Source organism: Elusimicrobiales bacterium (assembly GCA_041651175.1).
Lineage (GTDB): Bacteria > Elusimicrobiota > Elusimicrobia > Elusimicrobiales > Elusimicrobiaceae > JAQTYB01.
The window spans coordinates 71,753-87,274 of record JBAZJT010000011.1 but is presented as its reverse complement, the minus strand read 5'-3'; the positions used below and the strand labels follow the sequence as shown (position 1 = coordinate 87,274).

The 15,522-nt window shown below is 57.9% G+C and carries 20 protein-coding genes; 18 read left to right on the top strand and 2 right to left on the bottom strand.

The features are described from left to right. Positions 1-276: hypothetical protein (locus WC421_07705; protein ID MFA5162116.1), on the bottom strand; the 276-nt coding region annotated here is incomplete at its 3' end. A gap of 265 nt (positions 277-541) precedes the next feature. Between WC421_07705 and WC421_07700 the strand changes: the two genes are divergently transcribed. After that, positions 542-991 (top strand): hypothetical protein, encoded by a 450-nt coding sequence (locus WC421_07700; GenBank protein MFA5162115.1) that lies wholly within the window; start codon positions 542-544, stop codon positions 989-991. 510 nt (positions 992-1,501) lie between these two features. On the opposite strand, the gene WC421_07695 is transcribed toward WC421_07700, so the two are convergent. Beyond that, a complete protein-coding gene (locus tag WC421_07695; protein MFA5162114.1) occupies positions 1,502-1,867 on the bottom strand; it encodes a helix-turn-helix transcriptional regulator in 366 nt (121 codons plus the stop codon). A gap of 149 nt (positions 1,868-2,016) precedes the next feature. Here WC421_07695 and WC421_07690 point away from each other — a divergent pair, with 149 nt between their 5' ends. From WC421_07690 to WC421_07610, 17 genes are all read left to right on the top strand, one after another. Beyond that, complete coding sequence (locus WC421_07690) at positions 2,017-2,235, top strand: helix-turn-helix transcriptional regulator (GenBank protein ID MFA5162113.1); 219 nt, start codon at positions 2,017-2,019, stop codon at positions 2,233-2,235. A gap of 116 nt (positions 2,236-2,351) precedes the next feature. Continuing rightward, a complete protein-coding gene (locus WC421_07685; protein MFA5162112.1) occupies positions 2,352-3,320 on the top strand; it encodes an ATP-binding protein in 969 nt (322 codons plus the stop codon). Positions 3,321-3,331: 11 nt separating this feature from the next. Next, a complete protein-coding gene (locus tag WC421_07680) occupies positions 3,332-3,742 on the top strand; it encodes a DUF669 domain-containing protein (protein MFA5162111.1) in 411 nt (136 codons plus the stop codon). Continuing rightward, on the top strand, positions 3,742-4,500 hold the full coding sequence (locus WC421_07675; protein ID MFA5162110.1) for a PD-(D/E)XK nuclease family protein: 759 nt from the start codon (positions 3,742-3,744) through the stop codon (positions 4,498-4,500). The genes WC421_07680 and WC421_07675 overlap by 1 nt, the downstream gene beginning before the upstream one ends. Next, the gene (locus WC421_07670; GenBank protein ID MFA5162109.1) at positions 4,488-4,907 is read left to right on the top strand and encodes a RusA family crossover junction endodeoxyribonuclease; all 420 of its coding nucleotides are present in this window, start codon (positions 4,488-4,490) and stop codon (positions 4,905-4,907) included. Before WC421_07675 ends, WC421_07670 begins: the two co-directional genes overlap by 13 nt. A gap of 10 nt (positions 4,908-4,917) precedes the next feature. Further along, positions 4,918-5,052 (top strand): hypothetical protein, encoded by a 135-nt coding sequence (locus tag WC421_07665; protein ID MFA5162108.1) that lies wholly within the window; start codon positions 4,918-4,920, stop codon positions 5,050-5,052. Beyond that, positions 5,049-7,178 carry a phage/plasmid primase, P4 family gene (locus tag WC421_07660; GenBank protein ID MFA5162107.1) on the top strand — a complete coding sequence of 710 codons (2,130 nt, stop codon included), beginning with the start codon at positions 5,049-5,051 and terminating at the stop codon, positions 7,176-7,178. The genes WC421_07665 and WC421_07660 overlap by 4 nt, the downstream gene beginning before the upstream one ends. Beyond that, positions 7,168-7,488: a hypothetical protein gene (locus WC421_07655; protein ID MFA5162106.1), complete on the top strand. Its 321-nt coding sequence runs from the start codon at positions 7,168-7,170 to the stop codon at positions 7,486-7,488. The genes WC421_07660 and WC421_07655 overlap by 11 nt, the downstream gene beginning before the upstream one ends. Then, positions 7,479-7,781 carry a hypothetical protein gene (locus WC421_07650; protein ID MFA5162105.1) on the top strand — a complete coding sequence of 101 codons (303 nt, stop codon included), beginning with the start codon at positions 7,479-7,481 and terminating at the stop codon, positions 7,779-7,781. The genes WC421_07655 and WC421_07650 overlap by 10 nt, the downstream gene beginning before the upstream one ends. Beyond that, on the top strand, positions 7,778-7,996 hold the full coding sequence (locus tag WC421_07645; protein ID MFA5162104.1) for a hypothetical protein: 219 nt from the start codon (positions 7,778-7,780) through the stop codon (positions 7,994-7,996). The genes WC421_07650 and WC421_07645 overlap by 4 nt, the downstream gene beginning before the upstream one ends. Positions 7,997-8,208: 212 nt before the next feature. Next, a complete protein-coding gene (locus WC421_07640) occupies positions 8,209-8,958 on the top strand; it encodes a hypothetical protein (protein ID MFA5162103.1) in 750 nt (249 codons plus the stop codon). After that, positions 8,951-10,126: a DNA modification methylase gene (locus WC421_07635; GenBank protein ID MFA5162102.1), complete on the top strand. Its 1,176-nt coding sequence runs from the start codon at positions 8,951-8,953 to the stop codon at positions 10,124-10,126. Before WC421_07640 ends, WC421_07635 begins: the two co-directional genes overlap by 8 nt. 157 nt (positions 10,127-10,283) lie before the next feature. Next, positions 10,284-10,487 (top strand): HNH endonuclease signature motif containing protein, encoded by a 204-nt coding sequence (locus tag WC421_07630; GenBank protein ID MFA5162101.1) that lies wholly within the window; start codon positions 10,284-10,286, stop codon positions 10,485-10,487. Between the two features lie 102 nt (positions 10,488-10,589). Beyond that, entirely contained in the window at positions 10,590-11,054 is a 465-nt protein-coding gene (locus tag WC421_07625; protein ID MFA5162100.1) for a phage terminase small subunit P27 family, read from the top strand. After that, positions 11,051-12,598, top strand: coding sequence for a terminase TerL endonuclease subunit (locus tag WC421_07620; GenBank protein ID MFA5162099.1), 1,548 nt, complete (start codon positions 11,051-11,053; stop codon positions 12,596-12,598). The genes WC421_07625 and WC421_07620 overlap by 4 nt, the downstream gene beginning before the upstream one ends. Beyond that, on the top strand, positions 12,595-13,809 hold the full coding sequence (locus WC421_07615) for a phage portal protein (GenBank protein ID MFA5162098.1): 1,215 nt from the start codon (positions 12,595-12,597) through the stop codon (positions 13,807-13,809). Before WC421_07620 ends, WC421_07615 begins: the two co-directional genes overlap by 4 nt. Continuing rightward, positions 13,778-15,511: a phage major capsid protein gene (locus WC421_07610; GenBank protein MFA5162097.1), complete on the top strand. Its 1,734-nt coding sequence runs from the start codon at positions 13,778-13,780 to the stop codon at positions 15,509-15,511. The genes WC421_07615 and WC421_07610 overlap by 32 nt, the downstream gene beginning before the upstream one ends. Positions 15,512-15,522 lie beyond the last annotated feature (11 nt).

Genomic DNA, 15,522 nt, shown 5'->3' with positions numbered 1-15,522 from the left:
GCCGCCGTAGGGACCCCCGGCGCCTTTATCGCCGCCGTTCGCCTGCACTACCCCGCTGCCGTCTATGGAACCAGCGCTTATATTGATGCCGCCCCCGGCGCCGCCGCCGGACGACCCTCCGCTGATATTGGTGCCGCTTATTCCGTTCGCGCTTATCAACCCGTATATATGCGCCACCCCGCCAATGCTGGCGGTTAATAAACCGCCCCCGCTGCCGCCAGCATTGGAACTCTTCCCTCCTCCACCAGCGCTTCCCAAATCCGCCGGAGCCAGCAAATTGTCATTATAGGTGCCGCCATACTGCGAATCACTGTTCCCGCCGCTACCGCCATGCCCGCCGCCGGAACCGCCTAAACTGTCATAAGCGCCTTTCCCTCCCCCCGGGCCATTCCCACCACCGCTAGCATTACCAGTATACCCCAACCCGTCCATGTATATCGTGGCGCCGGACTGTAGGGTAAAGTTGCCCGTAGCCTTAATATTAAGGGAATACTGTTTTGCGCTGGTATTGGCAGTATGAGTCAGTTTGCCGCCGGAATTTATGGTTATTTCAGAAAAAACCAACTGTAAACTGCTGTTCTGTTCCAAAACCGCATTGTTATTGATTGTGATTGCACCAACATTCAGTGTGCCTGTTGAAAGCATCAGCTTGGGAGCACTGGTTCCGCCAAGCACCAAAGTATTGAAAGATATAGGAGCGCCACTGGCTGTTACCGTTACAGCGGCATCTATGGTCACATCGTCAGTCGCAGTCGGCAGAACTCCGCCACTCCAGTTGGACGCAACCGACCACGAGCCGCTTCCGCCAATCCATCTTATTGACGCAGCGTTAACATCGGAAAGGAAAAATGCCGGCAAAATCACTGCCGCCGCGCATTTGCACGCAGAAAAAAACCAGCGTCTGACGCTTTTGCTGGAAACGCAGTTCAGCCGGGATCGCATAGCGCAACAACTCATCATTCCTGTATTCATTCCCCCAAAGACAAGCTGATTGCAATCGATCACCGCAATAGAGATGACCTAACTTAATAGTATGATACCGAAAATATGGAGGAGAGTCAACGCGCTCACCATTACCTCCACCCATTATTCGGACACGTCAATGTTATTAGTTCGGATCTGTCGTCGGTGCCAAAGCGAAAACACCCGCCCATGTATGGGCGGTAGTTATGTGGTTGCACAATAAATCATCCGCGTGGAATAAGTCGGCAAGGCTTGCACCAGTTAAACACGGCAGATGCGCCGGGCCGGTTTCCGCCAGCACGGTCCCGGCTTGGAAGAATTTCCGCTAACCGACCGAACACCTAATCCTAAATATGCTGTTTCGGACTTTTGCCGCTGTAGCCGCGTTTTTAGGTGATGCTGGCTTGCAGACCAGCATGGATCACACGCCGATGCGAGCATGACATAACGGCTGGCAAGCTCACGCTGGATTTTCCGATGCCGCCCGGATGCGGCATCTGTCCTGAACGTCTTTTCCGGCAAAACCAACACATAATCCCTATTTTCGGCCTCGTTTTGACTTGTCCCTTTCCAGCAGATACTTGAGGAACGTCTTGAGCTGCTCTTTCTCGGCGGGGCTGAGCCGCTGGAAATCGCGGGCGACCGCGTCCAGTTCGCTCTCCGCCTCGCCAAGCTCCGCGCCCTGCGCCGCAGCCTCGGCTTTTGCCATCATTTCCGCCACGCTCACCTTATACACCGCCGCCAGCTTTTTCAACGTGTCGAAATGCGGTATCCCGCGCACGCCGGTCTCTAACTGCGACAGGTAGCCGTTGGATATCCTGGCCTCGGCCTCGACGTCCAGCAGCGTGAGCCGGCGGGCCTTACGCAGTTGCTGCAGGTATTTTCCGAAATCCTTTGACTTCATTTTCGCGTTCTCCTTTCAACGGCGCATTCCGTCCTGATTGTATAGCTTTTGCGCAACTTCTGCAAGAAAATAAATTAGCTATATTTGCAACGAATTCGGTATATTTGACTGTGCAAGAATAATACTAACCCATCAGGAGGAACACAAGAATGCGATGCAAAGTGAGGGTTAAGGCGGAAGCAGTGCGCCAGAAACTGGCCGAACGCAACAAAACGGTCAAATGGCTGGTTTACAGGCTGGATATAACCAGCGGCTACTTCTCCCATATCATTCACGGGAAGCGCAATCCCTCCCCCAAACTGCGGCAGCGGATGATGCGCGTTCTGGAGACCGAAAACTTCGATGACCTCTTCGCAATCACCAAATGACGATTACCCCTCTTCCGAGGGGTGGACGCCGGAAGCGCAGCGGCAGTTTGACGCCGGATTACGGATACTGGCGCGGATGATTGCCGCCGACATTATAAAGAAAAGGAGCCAGGCACATGTTCCAGAAAGCTCAGAAAACACAGAGCCGCCTAAGGCTGGCGGTTGAAGGTCCGGCGGGCGCGGGCAAGACGTTCAGCTCGTTGATACTCGCCAAATCGCTCTCGTCTAAAGTCGCCGTTATAGACACCGAGCATGGCTCGGCCAGCCTGTATGCCGACAGGTTTGATTTCGACGTTACCGAGCTTCGCCCGCCTTATACGCCCGAAGCCTATGTGGACGCCATCAAGGTGGCGCAGCAGGCGGGATACGGCGTGTGCGTTATAGACAGCCTGTCGCATGAGTGGACTGGCGAAGGCGGATGTCTTTCCGTCGTAGACGCGCTCAACAAGGGTTTTGCGGGCTGGAAAAATGTCACGCCGCGCCACGAGCGGCTGATCAACGCGATTTTACAGAGCGATATGCATATCATCGCCACAATGCGTTCAAAAGCTGAATACGCTGTTGAAACCAACATCAAAGGGCAGGCAATTCCCCGCAAAATCGGCACCGCGCCGATACAGCGCGACAGTGTGGAATATGAGTTCACCGTCGTATTCACACTCAACCAAAATCACTACGCCGCAGTTTCCAAAGACCGCACCAGCCTGTTTGACGGCAAAGATTTCCCGATTACCGATGACACAGGCAAGGCGCTCATAAGCTGGCTGAACGCCGGCGCGAAGCCGGAACCTAAACCTGCGCCCTCGCCGGAAACCAGACCGGCGGAAGCAAAATCCGCGCCGGAAGCCGCCGAGCAGCTTACCGCCAAGGGCGTGCTGGAGGAAGTAAAAAGCCGGGATACCGGGACCGGTAAGAAATACGGCCTCAAGCTGGCGGGCGTCGGCAAGGTGTTCATCACCCACAGCGCGGCGGCTGCGGAACGCGCTGTCGGATTTGTCGGGAAGGCAATCGCCGTCGCTTACAAAGAGTCTATCAAGGACGGCAAGAAGCAGTACGACATGCTCGGCTTTGAAGAATCCAAATAGGGAGGATAGCCATGAGGATAGATTACGAAGTGGACGAGAACGCAGGCGTTTACACCCCGTTACCGGCGGGCAGATACCGCGTGAAGGTGTTGCAAGTTGAGGACGGTTACTCCAAGGCGGGCGACCCGAAAATAAACATGAAGCTTGGCGTTCTGGACAAGCCGGACAGGTGGGTTTACCACACGCTGACATTCATCCCGAAAGGCCAGCCGGGGCATGGCATAGCGGTGCATTCGCTGAAATGTTTCGGCTTTTCGATAGACAAAAGCTGCGTCAACTTTGACTCGGACGATATCGTCGGCAAAGAAGCGATGGCGGACATCATCATCGAGGAATACAACGGCAAGCGCAGCAACAAGGTCCGCCAGTTCGACTATATCCCGGACAACAAACCGGCGGACGACGGCGAGGTGCCATTCTGATGGATACCGCGATACTGCCGAAGCCTGTTTATGCGGTCGGCTACCGCGATTACCGCCGCCAGCATCTTTACACCGTCAACGGGATAGAGTATCCCTCCGTCACGAAGATACTCAACATCGTGGGCGGTGGCAAAACCAACGCGCTGGTGGTGTGGGCACGCCGTGCCGCGCTGAAACTGGCAGAGTCCGAGCTTATCGCCGAGCTTACGCAGGGTCGGGCCATCACAGCCGATATTCTTGGCCCGATACTCGCCCGCGCCGACCGGCAACCGGACAAAATCAAGGACGAGGCCGCAGATATCGGCGGGCGCGTACACCAAGCCATAGACGATTACATCGCCGGAAAGACGCCAAAACTGGAACTGGACACCCAACCCGGCTTTGACAACTTCATGGCGTGGCTATCGCACGAAGGTCTGGAGATAATCGCGGGCGATACCGTCGTAGCCAGCACAAAATACGGCTATGGCGGGCGGCTGGACGCGATAGCCCGCGCGAAATCCGGCGGGTTTATCATCTTGGACTGGAAAACCAGCAATGCCATGCGCGACGAGTATCCCCTGCAGGTGTCCGCCTATGCGCAAGCGTTCGCGGAAACCTACGGCGTCTCGTTGCCGGACAGCGCATGGGTAATCCGTTTCGGCAAGACCGGGCCGGACTTCGAGACCAAGAAGGTGAATATCCCCGTCGCGCTGGACGGCTGGTTGGCGGCAATAAAGCTGTTTGACGCGATGCACGGAGGTTTATGGATGGAGTGATTGAGTTCACCGTCATCGGCATACCCAAACCGTGGAAGCGGCCTGTCAGGTTTCGTCAGCCCAGTGGCAAGTTCGTGAGCTGGATCCCCAAGAGCGACTGGTTCGGGTTGATTCACGCGGAGGCGATAAAGCACCGGCCCGTCTTGCCGCTGGACGGGCCGATACGGCTGGACGCCACGTTCCGGTTCCCGCGACCGAAATCCGTCAAGCCCGATGTGGTGTTCATGTGCCGCCGCCCCGACGAAGATAATCTCAAAAAGGCCTTACTGGACGCGATAACATACGCGCGGTTGTGGGTTGACGACAGCCGCGTCTGCGACGGGCGAGTGAGCAAGATATACGGCGAGCCGCCGGGCGTAACCGTCCGCATATCCCGCGCCGGTCAGGGAATCGGCGTAACCAACTAACGGAGGGTTTATGAACTTACAGCAAGCAATCTGTCTTCGCATTGGCAATCCCAAGCAGTGGCGCAATCCGCGCGGTCTGCTTTTGTATCTGGTTATCTGCGCGCTGACCGCCGCGCTGTTGCTGCTTCTCGACGAGAACGCATGATAGCGCACGCATTGGCATACGCCGCGCGCGGCTGGCCGGTGCTGCCGTGCAGGCCCAGGCTCGAAGGCAAGAACAAAGCCAAATCGCCGTTAACGCCGCACGGCTTCAAAGACGCGTCCAACGATGCGGAAACGGTGAAACGCCTGTTCGCGCCGCATCCCGACGCGCTTATCGGCATATCCACCGGCAAGGTGACCGGATTTTTCGTGCTGGATGTTGACGTGAAGGAAAACGCCGGAGGCGACATCTCGCTTGCCGATTTGGAGCGCGAGCGCGGCGTTCTGCCGGTTACGGTGGAGGCCCGGTCATGCTCCGGCGGGAGGCATCTTTACTTCAACTATCCGGCAGATGGGATAGGCTGCAGAATCGGCGTGCGCCCCGGGCTGGATATACGCGGCGACGGCGGATATATCATCGCGCCGCCGTCCGTCGCTGAAGGCAAAAGTTATGACTGGGTGCGTCCGCCGGATTCCGTGCCGTTCGCCGACGCGCCGGACTGGCTTATAAAACTGGTCAAGGCGCATAGCGCGATTGCGAAAGTTGATTTATCCGACGGAAGCAAAATCACGTCCAACCGCAACGACAAGCTGTTTTCCATCGCCTACCGGCTGCACAAAACCGGGTTGAGCGCGGAGGATATCCTGTCGCTGGTTCTCAAGACCAACCGCGAGAAATGTATACCGCCGCTGTCGGAGCATGAGGCGGAAACCATAGCCAAATCGGCGTGCCGCTATCCCGTGGATAAGCTGGCCGGGCCGTATACCGATGTATGGAACGCCGCGTTACTGCGCGAGTTGTCCGGTCGTGATTTACGTTATTCGGCGCAGTTCGCGGGCTGGCATGTCTGGGACGGCAAGAAATGGGCGCGTGAGGAATCCGGTCAAGTGATGCGGCTGGCCAAGCAATCGGTGAAGCGCATGTTCGCGCTGGCTGAGGGCGAGAACAACGATAAGCTGTTCGCTCACGCAAAAACCAGCGAGTCAAAATCGCGGCTGGACGCGATGATAAAACTGGCTGAAAGCGAGGAAGGCATCCCGGCTGCGGCGGGCGATTTTGACGCGGACGAAAAACTGCTCAATTGCGACAACGGCGCGTTTAATTTATCAGCGTTGAAACTTTGCGGACACAGGAGGGAGGATATGATTACGCGGAAAATTGCTTACGATTACAACCCCGAGGCCAAATGCCCGCGCTGGCTCAAGTTCCTTGACGAGATATTTCAGGGCGACAACGAGTTGATAGCGTTCATGCAGCGCGCGGCGGGATATTCGTTAAGCGGCGATATTTCGGAGCATTGCCTGTTCATCTGTTACGGCACGGGGCGCAACGGCAAAAGCACGTTCCTGAAAACAATCTGGCGGATACTTGGTCCGTATGCGGCGGTTACGCCAGCAAGCACGCTGATGGAGCGTTACGACGGGAACAGCAACAATGCGTCGCAGGAGCTGGCGAAGCTCAAAGGCATACGCTTCGTGATGGCCTCCGAGGGCGAGAAGGGCCAGAAATTCGCCGAAGCGCAGATAAAAGCGATGACCGGCGGCGAACCGATAAGCGCACGGTTTCTGTACCACAAGCCGTTTGAATATGTTCCTGAGTTCAAAATCTGGCTGTCAACGAATTACAAACCGAACATCAGCGGCACGGACCAAGGCATCTGGTCGCGCATCCGGCTGATACCGTTCAAAGCGTATTTCGGCCCGGACACGGTGGACAAGAATCTGGACGAAAAGCTCATGGCGGAGGCGGAAGGCATCTTTGCGTGGATGGTTGACGGTTTCCGGCTGTGGCAAAAAGACGGGTTGGGCATGCCCGCCGTGATGGCACGCGCGCTGGACGAATACCGCGAGAAATCCGACCTTATGGGCGCGTTTATCGCGGAGTGCTGCGAGCTGTCGCCAAACGCCGAAGAATTAGCTGGCAAGCTATCCTCCGCTGCGCAATCATGGGCCAAAGAAAACGGCTACAAGGGCATCAGCCGCAACCAGATGTCCGATTACCTTGAGCGGCACGGGCTGGTCAAAATGCGCGCCACCGCGGGCGCTCATGTTGACAAGTATGTGTGGTCAGGGATTCAGCTTAAACCGGATATGCAGCCGAAACAGTACGGGAGCTGGTATGACAATTAAAATACTTTGCGCGCAGGCGCAATGTATACAGCCCTGCCCGGTTTTCGCCAAAGTCGCCAAAATCGCCAAAACGAAAAAACGCAGTTTTGGCGAACGTCAGCTCGTACGCACGCGAGTAATATATATTGTTCGCCAAATCGCCAAGAAATTCCCAAAAGTTTCTGTATATAAAACCTCCGGTTTATACCGAAAAAGTTTCGGAAAATCTTGGCGATTTTGGCGAAAACCCGAAATTTACCAATACAAATGCGTTCGCCAAAACTCAAAAACGGCTCGCCAAATCGCCAAAACTGGGGGAGTATGGAGATAGAACGCAGGAAGCTGGTGATGGCCGCTATCAATCGGGTTTCAGCGACTTGGATTTCCGGTGCGTATAAAATCACGGAGCAAAAAGACGCGAGGTTGTTCCGAGCGATATGCGATTGCGAGAACCGGTTAAACGCGGTCTGGATAGCGTGCCGGGCCAACAACGCCACGATGCGGCAGTTCACAAAAGAGCTGGAGCATTGGGAAGCGTTGCACAAGACCGCGATAGATTTGGCGGCGAAGCATCAGCATGAAGCGCCGATGCTGTTCGGCGATTTTCCAGGGCAGAGGTTATGAGCAAGAATCCGAAACGCGATGCGAAAATAGTGCGGCTGTTGCGGTGCGGCTTTGCGGCAAAGGAAGTCGCGTTCAAGATGAAGCTGCAATCAGCGGGCGTGGTGTATGAGCTGCTTCGCAGAAACAATTTGAAGGCGTGCGTTTTACGACGGGAAAGCCGCTTGCAAAAGCATAGCCAAAAACCAACACGTGACAACCTGAATCCCGTGCGGTAGAATATTGGTGTCGAGGTATACGCCGGGAGAACTATGGCGAATACCTCGATTTGTTTTTGCAGGAAATTTGCGTATACCTCGACAATATACGCACAGCCCTGCGTCCTGAAAAATGGGCGCGGGGCTTCGTTTTCTGGCGGCAGCGCGGGCACACACATACATAAATGCTCGGCCCGGACGGACGCCGCCACCCTTTCCTGCCCGGAGGTTGCATGACCGGGCTTTCCATTCAGGCTATCTCAAATGCGGCGGGACGGCGGTTTGTTGCCGAGTATCACTACGCCGTCATATGTCCGCCGATAACAAAGGTCTGCTATGGCCTGTTCCATGACGGCGAGCTGGTCGGCGTAGCGCTTTGGGGCTATGGCGTGCGTCCGACACACACTATCCGCCGGATATTTCCGTCGCTGGGCGTCGCGGATTACCTTGAACTAAACCGGTTCTGCGTGCTGGATTGCATGCCGCGCAACACCGAAAGCGCGTTCCTGAAACTTTGCTGCCAACGGATACTGGAAGATTTCCCTTTGGTGAAGCTGCTGTTCAGTTGGGCCGACGGATTACGCGGCAAGCCGGGCTATGTCTATCAGGCGGCGAGCTGGCTCTACGGCGGCAGCATCGTCAGCCAGTTCTATGCCACCGCCGACGGCGAAGTGGTTCACCCGCGCTTTCTGATAACCCGCTACGGCACGCGCGAAGCCGGATTTGTCCGCAAACTCGGGTTGCACAAGATAACCGGCTTCCAGTTCCGCTACTGCAAATTCCTCTGCTCGCACAAAGAGCGCAAGGCACTGCTACGCGAGTCGCCTTTCACCTGGAACCTGAACTATCCGAAACACAAAGACCTGTCGTGGAAGATATTTGCGGAGGAGGGCTCAAGAGAGAGCCATGAGTGTCCCACACTCAAGGGGCCGGGGCGGTTCCGGCACTCCGCTCAAGCTTTAACCGGAGGTTCCAATGCTTAAGCCTGAATATATCCCCGTCGGTAAAATCAAACCCAATCCGCAGAACCCGCGCGTCATAAAGGACGAAGCGTTCAAGCGTTTGTGCGCCAGCCTTCGCGAAGACCGCGATTATTTTGAAGCGCGGCCCATACTCGTCAACAAGGAGATGGTGATATTCGCGGGCAACCAGCGCTACCGTGCGGCTGTCGAGATTGGCATGAAGGAAGTGCCGGTTATCGTCATGGACAATCCGGAACTGGAAGCCAAGCGGATGCTGCGGGATAACATCTCGTCAGGCGACTGGGACATGGACATACTCGCCAACGATTTTGACGCGGATTTCCTGCGCGAGGTCGGCTTCTCGGACGACGAGTTGGGCGAACTGGCTCAGGACGAAGCGCTTCTGGATGAGGACAGGCTGGATGAAGTGCCGGATAAGCCAGGGACCGCCATTACCAAGCCCGGCGACCTGTGGCTGCTTGGCGACCATCGCCTGCTTTGCGGCGATTCGACCGGCGAGGCTGCCGTCAACCGCCTGATGGACGGTGCCAAGGCCGACATGATATTCACCGACCCGCCGTATGGCATCGCCTATGTCGGCAAAACCAAGAAGCGCCTGACCATACAGAACGACGCGATGTCCGACGCGGATTTCAGCGCGTTCCTCGGCAAGGCGTTCAACGCCATGCGTAAGGTCTGCGACGGCGGGACGCCTTATTATGTCTGTCATGCTGACGGCAAGACCATGCTGTTCCGGCAGACTTTGCTGGACAGCGGTTTCGAGGTCAAACAAACCGTTATCTGGGCCAAGCAGAGCTTCGTTCTCGGCAGACAGGACTACCAGTGGCAGCACGAGCCGATACTTTACGGCTGGGCGGCTGGCGCAAGCCACAAGTGGTATGGCGGACGCGCGGAAACCACCGTCTGGGAGATCCCCCGTCCCACGCGCAGCGAAGAACACCCGACGATGAAGCCCGTGGAGCTGTGCGCCCGTGCGATACGCAACAGCAGCCGCAAGGGCGATGTGGTGCTGGACCTGTTCGGCGGGTCAGGCAGCACGCTCATTGCGTGCGAGCATACAGGCCGCAAAGCCTGCCTCTGCGAGATAGACCCGCTTTACGCCGATGTCATAGTCAAACGCTGGGAGCAGGCGACGGGCAGGAAGGCGGAGGTGCAGCATGCCTCATAAGCCTTTGCCTCCGTGCGCGTATCCCGGCTGCCCTGCTTTGGCGGAGGCTGGCGGGCGTTACTGCGCGGCGCACAAAGCGAAGGCAAACAAGGCCGAGCAGGAAAGGCGAGGAACTTCTACTCAACGGGGGTATGGTTCGCGGTGGCAGCGATTGCGGGTGCTGGTGTTGGCGCGGGACCCGGTGTGTCGTTATCCGGGTTGCGCCGAGTTGTCCACCGATGTTGACCACATCGTACCCAAGTCGCAGGGCGGGGCGGACGCGATGGATAACTTGCAGGGGCTGTGCCATGAACATCACAGCCTCAAGACGGCGCGGGAGGATGGCGGGTTCGGCAGGTGTCGCAAAAAGCGCAACGGCTGACCGGTAGGCAGGGTAATTCCCCCCGGCTTTTGACTATAGACCGGTGCGCGGCTATGCGTAAACGCGTCCATAATTCGCAAGGGGGGGGTAGGCAGGGAAAATATGCGCGGAAGGAAGCCGATACCGACGGAAATCAAGCGGAAAACGGGCACTTTGAAGCGGTGCAGGACCAACCCTGCCGAACCCAGGCCCGGTCCCGCCAGCAGCGCGCCTCCTGAGTTTCTGGACGACGAGGCCAAGGCGAAGTGGCGCGAGCTTTTCCCGGAGCTGTCCGCGTTGGGCGTAGTCAGCTCGATAGACCGCGACCTGTTCATGCTTTATTGCTCGGCGTATTCCAATTGGAAACGTGCAAACGATGCGCTTAAAAAGACCAAACCCGTCTACCGTACGCCGAATGGCGCGGTACAGCAGAGTCCGTTCGTCTCAATCGCGCGGGGCTGGATGCTGATGATGACTAAGCTTGCCGCCGAGATGGGCATACCGGCCACGATGCGCAGCCGGATAATCCCGAGGCCGGACAAGGACGGCGGCGACGAGGACGAGAGGTTTTTCGACAAACCGTCATGAGCGAACACGATTTCTACTTCGACCATAAAGCGGCGGACCGGGCCACCCGGTTTTTCGAGCGTTACCTCGTCCATATAAAAGGCAAGTGGGCGGGCGAGCCATTCATGCTGGAACGTTGGCAGAAAGACGACATCATCCGTCCGCTGTTCGGCTGCAGGCGGGAAGACGGCACGCGCCGCTACCGCACCTGCTATATCGAAATCCCGCGCAAGAACGGCAAATCCAGCCTTTGCTCCGGCGTTGCGCTGTACCTGCTTTACGCCGACAGCGAGCCATCCGCCGAGGTCTACAGCGCGGCGGCGGACACCAAGCAGGCCGCCATCGTGTTCAACGTGGCCAAGGGCATGGCGATGGCGTCGAAAGCGCTCATGTCGCGCGGGCAGCTATACCGCAACTCGATATTCGTTCCGCGCACGGCGTCCACCTATCAGGTTTTAAGCTCCGACGCGCCGACCAAGCACGGCCTGAACGCGCACGGCATTATCTTTGACGAGCTTCACGCGCAGCCGAACCGGGACCTGTGGGACGTGCTGGCTACAAGCACCGGCTCGCGGACGCAGCCGCTGACTATGGCGATCACCACGGCAGGTTTTGACCGCAACAGCATCTGCCGGGAGCTGCATGAATACGCCCGCCGCGTGAAGGAAGGCATGGTCCCGGACGATTCGTTTCTGCCGGTAATCTACGCGGCGGATGAGGCTGATGACTGGCGCGACCCGAAAACATGGCGCAAGGCCAATCCGAATCTCGGCGTGAGCATCAGCGAGGATTACCTCAGGCGCGAATGCGCCAAGGCGCAGAATATCCCGGCCTGCGAGAACACCTTCCGCCGGCTCTATCTGAACCAGTGGACGCAGCAGGAAAGCCGCTGGCTGCCGATGGCGGCGTGGGACGCGTCCAGGGGAACGGTAATTCCCGAGATGCTGCGTGGCAAGGCCTGCTACGCCGGGCTGGACCTGTCCAGCACCACGGATATCACCGCCCTCGTGCTGGCGTTTCCGGTGGAGGACGCAATCAAGCTGCTGGCGTTTTTCTGGATTCCGGAAGACGATTTGCGCGGGCGTTCCAACCGCGACCGCGTGCCGTATGAGCTGTGGGTGCGGCAGAAACTGATATTCACTACCGGCGGGAATTATATCGACTACGGGTTCATCGTCGCCAAGATAGCGGAGCTTCGCAAGCAATACGCCCTCAAGGAAATAGCGTTTGACCGCTGGGGCGCGGCAAAGATTGTGCAGGAACTGCAGGAGCTTGGCCTGACGGTTGTGCCGTTCGGGCAGGGGTTTGCCAGCATGGCGGGGCCGAGCGGCGAACTTTTGCGGCTGGTGCTGGCGGGAAAGCTGCATCACGGCGGCAATCCGGTGTTGCGCTGGATGGCCGATAACGCCGTGGTGCGTACGGACCCGGCGGGCAACATCAAACCCGACAAGGCGAAAAGCACAAGCCGCATAGACGGTATCGTAGCCGCCGTGATGGCATTGGACCGGGCCATGCGCCATTGCGGCAGAAGCGTCTACGAGAATCGCGGGATGGTGATTTTATGAACTGGCTCAAAAAGGTTTTGAACATCGGCGGTCGGAAAATGCAGAGCATCCAGCAATTCTTTGCCGACGTGTTGTTGCCTCTGACGAACACTCAAAGCGGCGTGGAGGTCAACGAAACGCTGGCATTGAATTTATCGGCGGTTTACGCCTGCGCGCAGGTTTTGTCGCAGACAATCGGCAGTTTGCCTTTGCATGTTTACCAGCGCACCAGCGACGGCAAATCCCGCGCGGCGGGCCATCCGCTTTACCGCATACTGCACGACGCGCCCAACCGGGAGATGACCTCCATGAGCTGGCGGCAGGCGATAATGCTTCACCTGTGCCTGTGGGGCAACCATTACAGCGAAATAGAACGCGACGCCGACGGTAATCCGGTCGCCCTGTGGCCGATAACCCCGTGGCGGGTATCGTTAAAGCGCGTGAACAAGCAACTGGTTTATGCCGTCGCGCTGGATTCGGGCGTTGTGGACGTGCCTTTTGCCAACATACTGCACATCAAAGGGTTGTCTTATGACGGGCTTTTGGGGCTGCCGCCGATGCGCGCGGCGAAGGAAGCTATCGGTCTGGGGCTGGCGGCGCAGAAATACGCGGCGAAATTCTTCGCAAACGACGCGCGGCCCGGCGGGATACTTGAGCATCCGGGCCAGTTGTCCGACGAAGCATCCGCGCGGCTTCGGAAATCATTTGAAAAGACGCATGAAGGGCTGGACAACAAGTTCCGCGTCGCCGTGCTTGAGGAGGGCATGAAGTTCAACGCGGTGGGCGTACCGCCGGAGGACGCGCAGTTGCTTGAGACCCGCAAATTCGGCGTGTCTGAAATAGCGCGCTATTTCAGGATGCCTTTGCACAAGATTTCGGATTTGGATAGGTCCACGAACAACAACATCGAGCATCAGGCGATTGAATTTGTGACGGATACTATTCGCCCGTGGCTGGTGAATATCGAGCAGGAGCTGTCGTTCAAGCTGTTTTCCGGCGATTATTTCCCCGAATTTCTGATTGAGGGGCTTTTGCGCGGCGATATCAAGACGCGTTATGCGGCGTATGCGATTGGCCGGCAATGGGGCTGGCTATCGGCTGATGATATCCGCGAGCGCGAGAACATGAACCGCCTGCCGGGCGGGCAGGGTGTGATATATCTGACGCCGCTGAACATGGTTTCGGCGGCTGGAGGCGACAATGGACAGGCAATTCAAAATACTGCCGATTGAAGGCGGCAAAATCATACAGGAGAACGGCTCTGTTTTCCTTGAGGGATACGCGAACACGAAAAACCAAGCCGACAGGTATGGCGATATCCCGACGGTTTACAAGGCGAAACGGGATTACGTCTACGACCTCAAGGAATATCTGAAAAACCCCGTGCTGCTGGTGGACCATGTGAACGCGGTTGACCATATCGCGGGTTCGATGGCCGAAATCCGCGAGGATGCGAAGGGCCTGTACTTCAAGGCCAAGTTTTCAAGCTCGGATTATCCCGTTGTGGAACACGCGCGCCGGATATACACGGAAGGCCACGCGAAAGGCATCAGCATAGCGGGCCGGTTCCATTACGAAAATCCCGACGCGCCCCATCAACTGACGCTGGCCGAGATATACGAGATATCGCTTGTGGCGGTGCCCGCCGACCCTGACGCACTGGCGGAGGCGGTAAGCAAGGCTTTGAAGTCGATAGAAATCGAAAAGACCAAAGGAGGTTTGCACATGGATGCAAACGAAGCGGTAAGCGGCTCCATAGCGGAGCTGCGCAAAACCCTGGAGTGCAGGCTGGACGACTGCATCACCAGGGACAAGGCCGAGAAGCTGGTGGAGGACATAGTCAAAAAGCTCCACCCCCAGCCCGGCGGCAGGCAGGTTCCGCCGCAGGGGCCGGAGGATGTGTCGGGGCTGGTTGCGGCGTTCAGGAATTCGCCGGCGAACACCCCGGAGAAACCGTGGACCAGCGACTACGGCCGGAAATTCGGCGGGATGCGCGGCTTCCTGCTGGCGGCCAAGGAGCGGCACCCGATGCTGGCCGACGCGAAGACGGTGATGAGCGAAGGCTCCTCGTCGGCGGGCGGGTATCTGGTCCCGACCGAGTTCAGCGCCGAGGTGATTCGGCTGCTGAAAGACGCCTCGCCGGTAATGCAACTGGCCAACATCCTGCCGATGTCGACGTGGAAACGGCAGCTGCCGCGCCAGCTGACCAGTGTCTCGGTGGGCTGGGCGACGGAGGGCGGGACGAAGCCGGTCACGAACCCGGCGTTCGGGCAACTGGAGCAGGTGGCGAAGGTGATGGCGGCGGTCATCAAATGCACCGACGAGCTGCTGCGCGACAGCGCCATCAACCTGACGGCGTTCCTGTCCGAGCTTATCAGCGAGGCGATGGCGCTGGAGATAGAGCGCGTCGCGCTGCTGGGCGACACAGCGGCGGGCGACCCGTTCACGGGCGTTATCAAGGCGTCGGGCGTGAATGTTGTCAGCATGGGCGGCGCGTCGGTCAGCTTTGACGATATCGCGGAGCTGATATTCTCGCTCAACGCGGCGAACTCGCAGGGCGCGACAATCACCCTGAGCCGGACGGGCCTCAAGAAGCTGATGAAGCTCAAGGACAACCAGAACCAGTACATCTGGCAGCCTCCGGCGGGCGATGTGCCGGCGACGGTATGGAACGTGCCGTATGTCCTGTGCCCGACGATACCGAACAACCTCGGCGCCGGGGCGGATTGCACGGCGGCGGTATACGGGCGGTTCAACCGCGCGCTGCTGATATCGCCGCGCGAGGGGCTGGCTGTGAAGCTGTCGCAGGACGCCTACGACGCGGGCGATAACTCGAACGCGTTCATGCAGGACCAGACATGGCTGCGGTTTACGCAGGCGTTGTCGGTGGACGTTGCGCAGGGTTCGGCGTTCTCGTACCTGCTGTTCAAATAGGAGCGAAAAAA

What these genes read in the sequence shown, in the direction of transcription:
- WC421_07635 (MFA5162102.1), top strand. Translation starts at nt 8,951, where the DNA reads ATGCTTAAGCCTGAATATATCCCCGTCGGTAAAATCAAACCCAATCCG.
- WC421_07695 (MFA5162114.1), bottom strand. Translation starts at nt 1,867, where the DNA reads ATGAAGTCAAAGGATTTCGGAAAATACCTGCAGCAACTGCGTAAGGCC.
- WC421_07615 (MFA5162098.1), top strand. Translation starts at nt 12,595, where the DNA reads ATGAACTGGCTCAAAAAGGTTTTGAACATCGGCGGTCGGAAAATGCAG.
- WC421_07700 (MFA5162115.1), top strand. Translation starts at nt 542, where the DNA reads ATGGTTATTTCAGAAAAAACCAACTGTAAACTGCTGTTCTGTTCCAAA.
- WC421_07670 (MFA5162109.1), top strand. Translation starts at nt 4,488, where the DNA reads ATGGATGGAGTGATTGAGTTCACCGTCATCGGCATACCCAAACCGTGG.
- WC421_07620 (MFA5162099.1), top strand. Translation starts at nt 11,051, where the DNA reads ATGAGCGAACACGATTTCTACTTCGACCATAAAGCGGCGGACCGGGCC.
- WC421_07685 (MFA5162112.1), top strand. Translation starts at nt 2,352, where the DNA reads ATGTTCCAGAAAGCTCAGAAAACACAGAGCCGCCTAAGGCTGGCGGTT.
- WC421_07625 (MFA5162100.1), top strand. Translation starts at nt 10,590, where the DNA reads ATGCGCGGAAGGAAGCCGATACCGACGGAAATCAAGCGGAAAACGGGC.
- WC421_07610 (MFA5162097.1), top strand. Translation starts at nt 13,778, where the DNA reads ATGGACAGGCAATTCAAAATACTGCCGATTGAAGGCGGCAAAATCATA.
- WC421_07665 (MFA5162108.1), top strand. Translation starts at nt 4,918, where the DNA reads ATGAACTTACAGCAAGCAATCTGTCTTCGCATTGGCAATCCCAAGCAG.
- WC421_07675 (MFA5162110.1), top strand. Translation starts at nt 3,742, where the DNA reads ATGGATACCGCGATACTGCCGAAGCCTGTTTATGCGGTCGGCTACCGC.
- WC421_07680 (MFA5162111.1), top strand. Translation starts at nt 3,332, where the DNA reads ATGAGGATAGATTACGAAGTGGACGAGAACGCAGGCGTTTACACCCCG.
- WC421_07660 (MFA5162107.1), top strand. Translation starts at nt 5,049, where the DNA reads ATGATAGCGCACGCATTGGCATACGCCGCGCGCGGCTGGCCGGTGCTG.
- WC421_07690 (MFA5162113.1), top strand. Translation starts at nt 2,017, where the DNA reads ATGCGATGCAAAGTGAGGGTTAAGGCGGAAGCAGTGCGCCAGAAACTG.
- WC421_07640 (MFA5162103.1), top strand. Translation starts at nt 8,209, where the DNA reads ATGACCGGGCTTTCCATTCAGGCTATCTCAAATGCGGCGGGACGGCGG.
- WC421_07645 (MFA5162104.1), top strand. Translation starts at nt 7,778, where the DNA reads ATGAGCAAGAATCCGAAACGCGATGCGAAAATAGTGCGGCTGTTGCGG.
- WC421_07650 (MFA5162105.1), top strand. Translation starts at nt 7,479, where the DNA reads ATGGAGATAGAACGCAGGAAGCTGGTGATGGCCGCTATCAATCGGGTT.
- WC421_07655 (MFA5162106.1), top strand. Translation starts at nt 7,168, where the DNA reads ATGACAATTAAAATACTTTGCGCGCAGGCGCAATGTATACAGCCCTGC.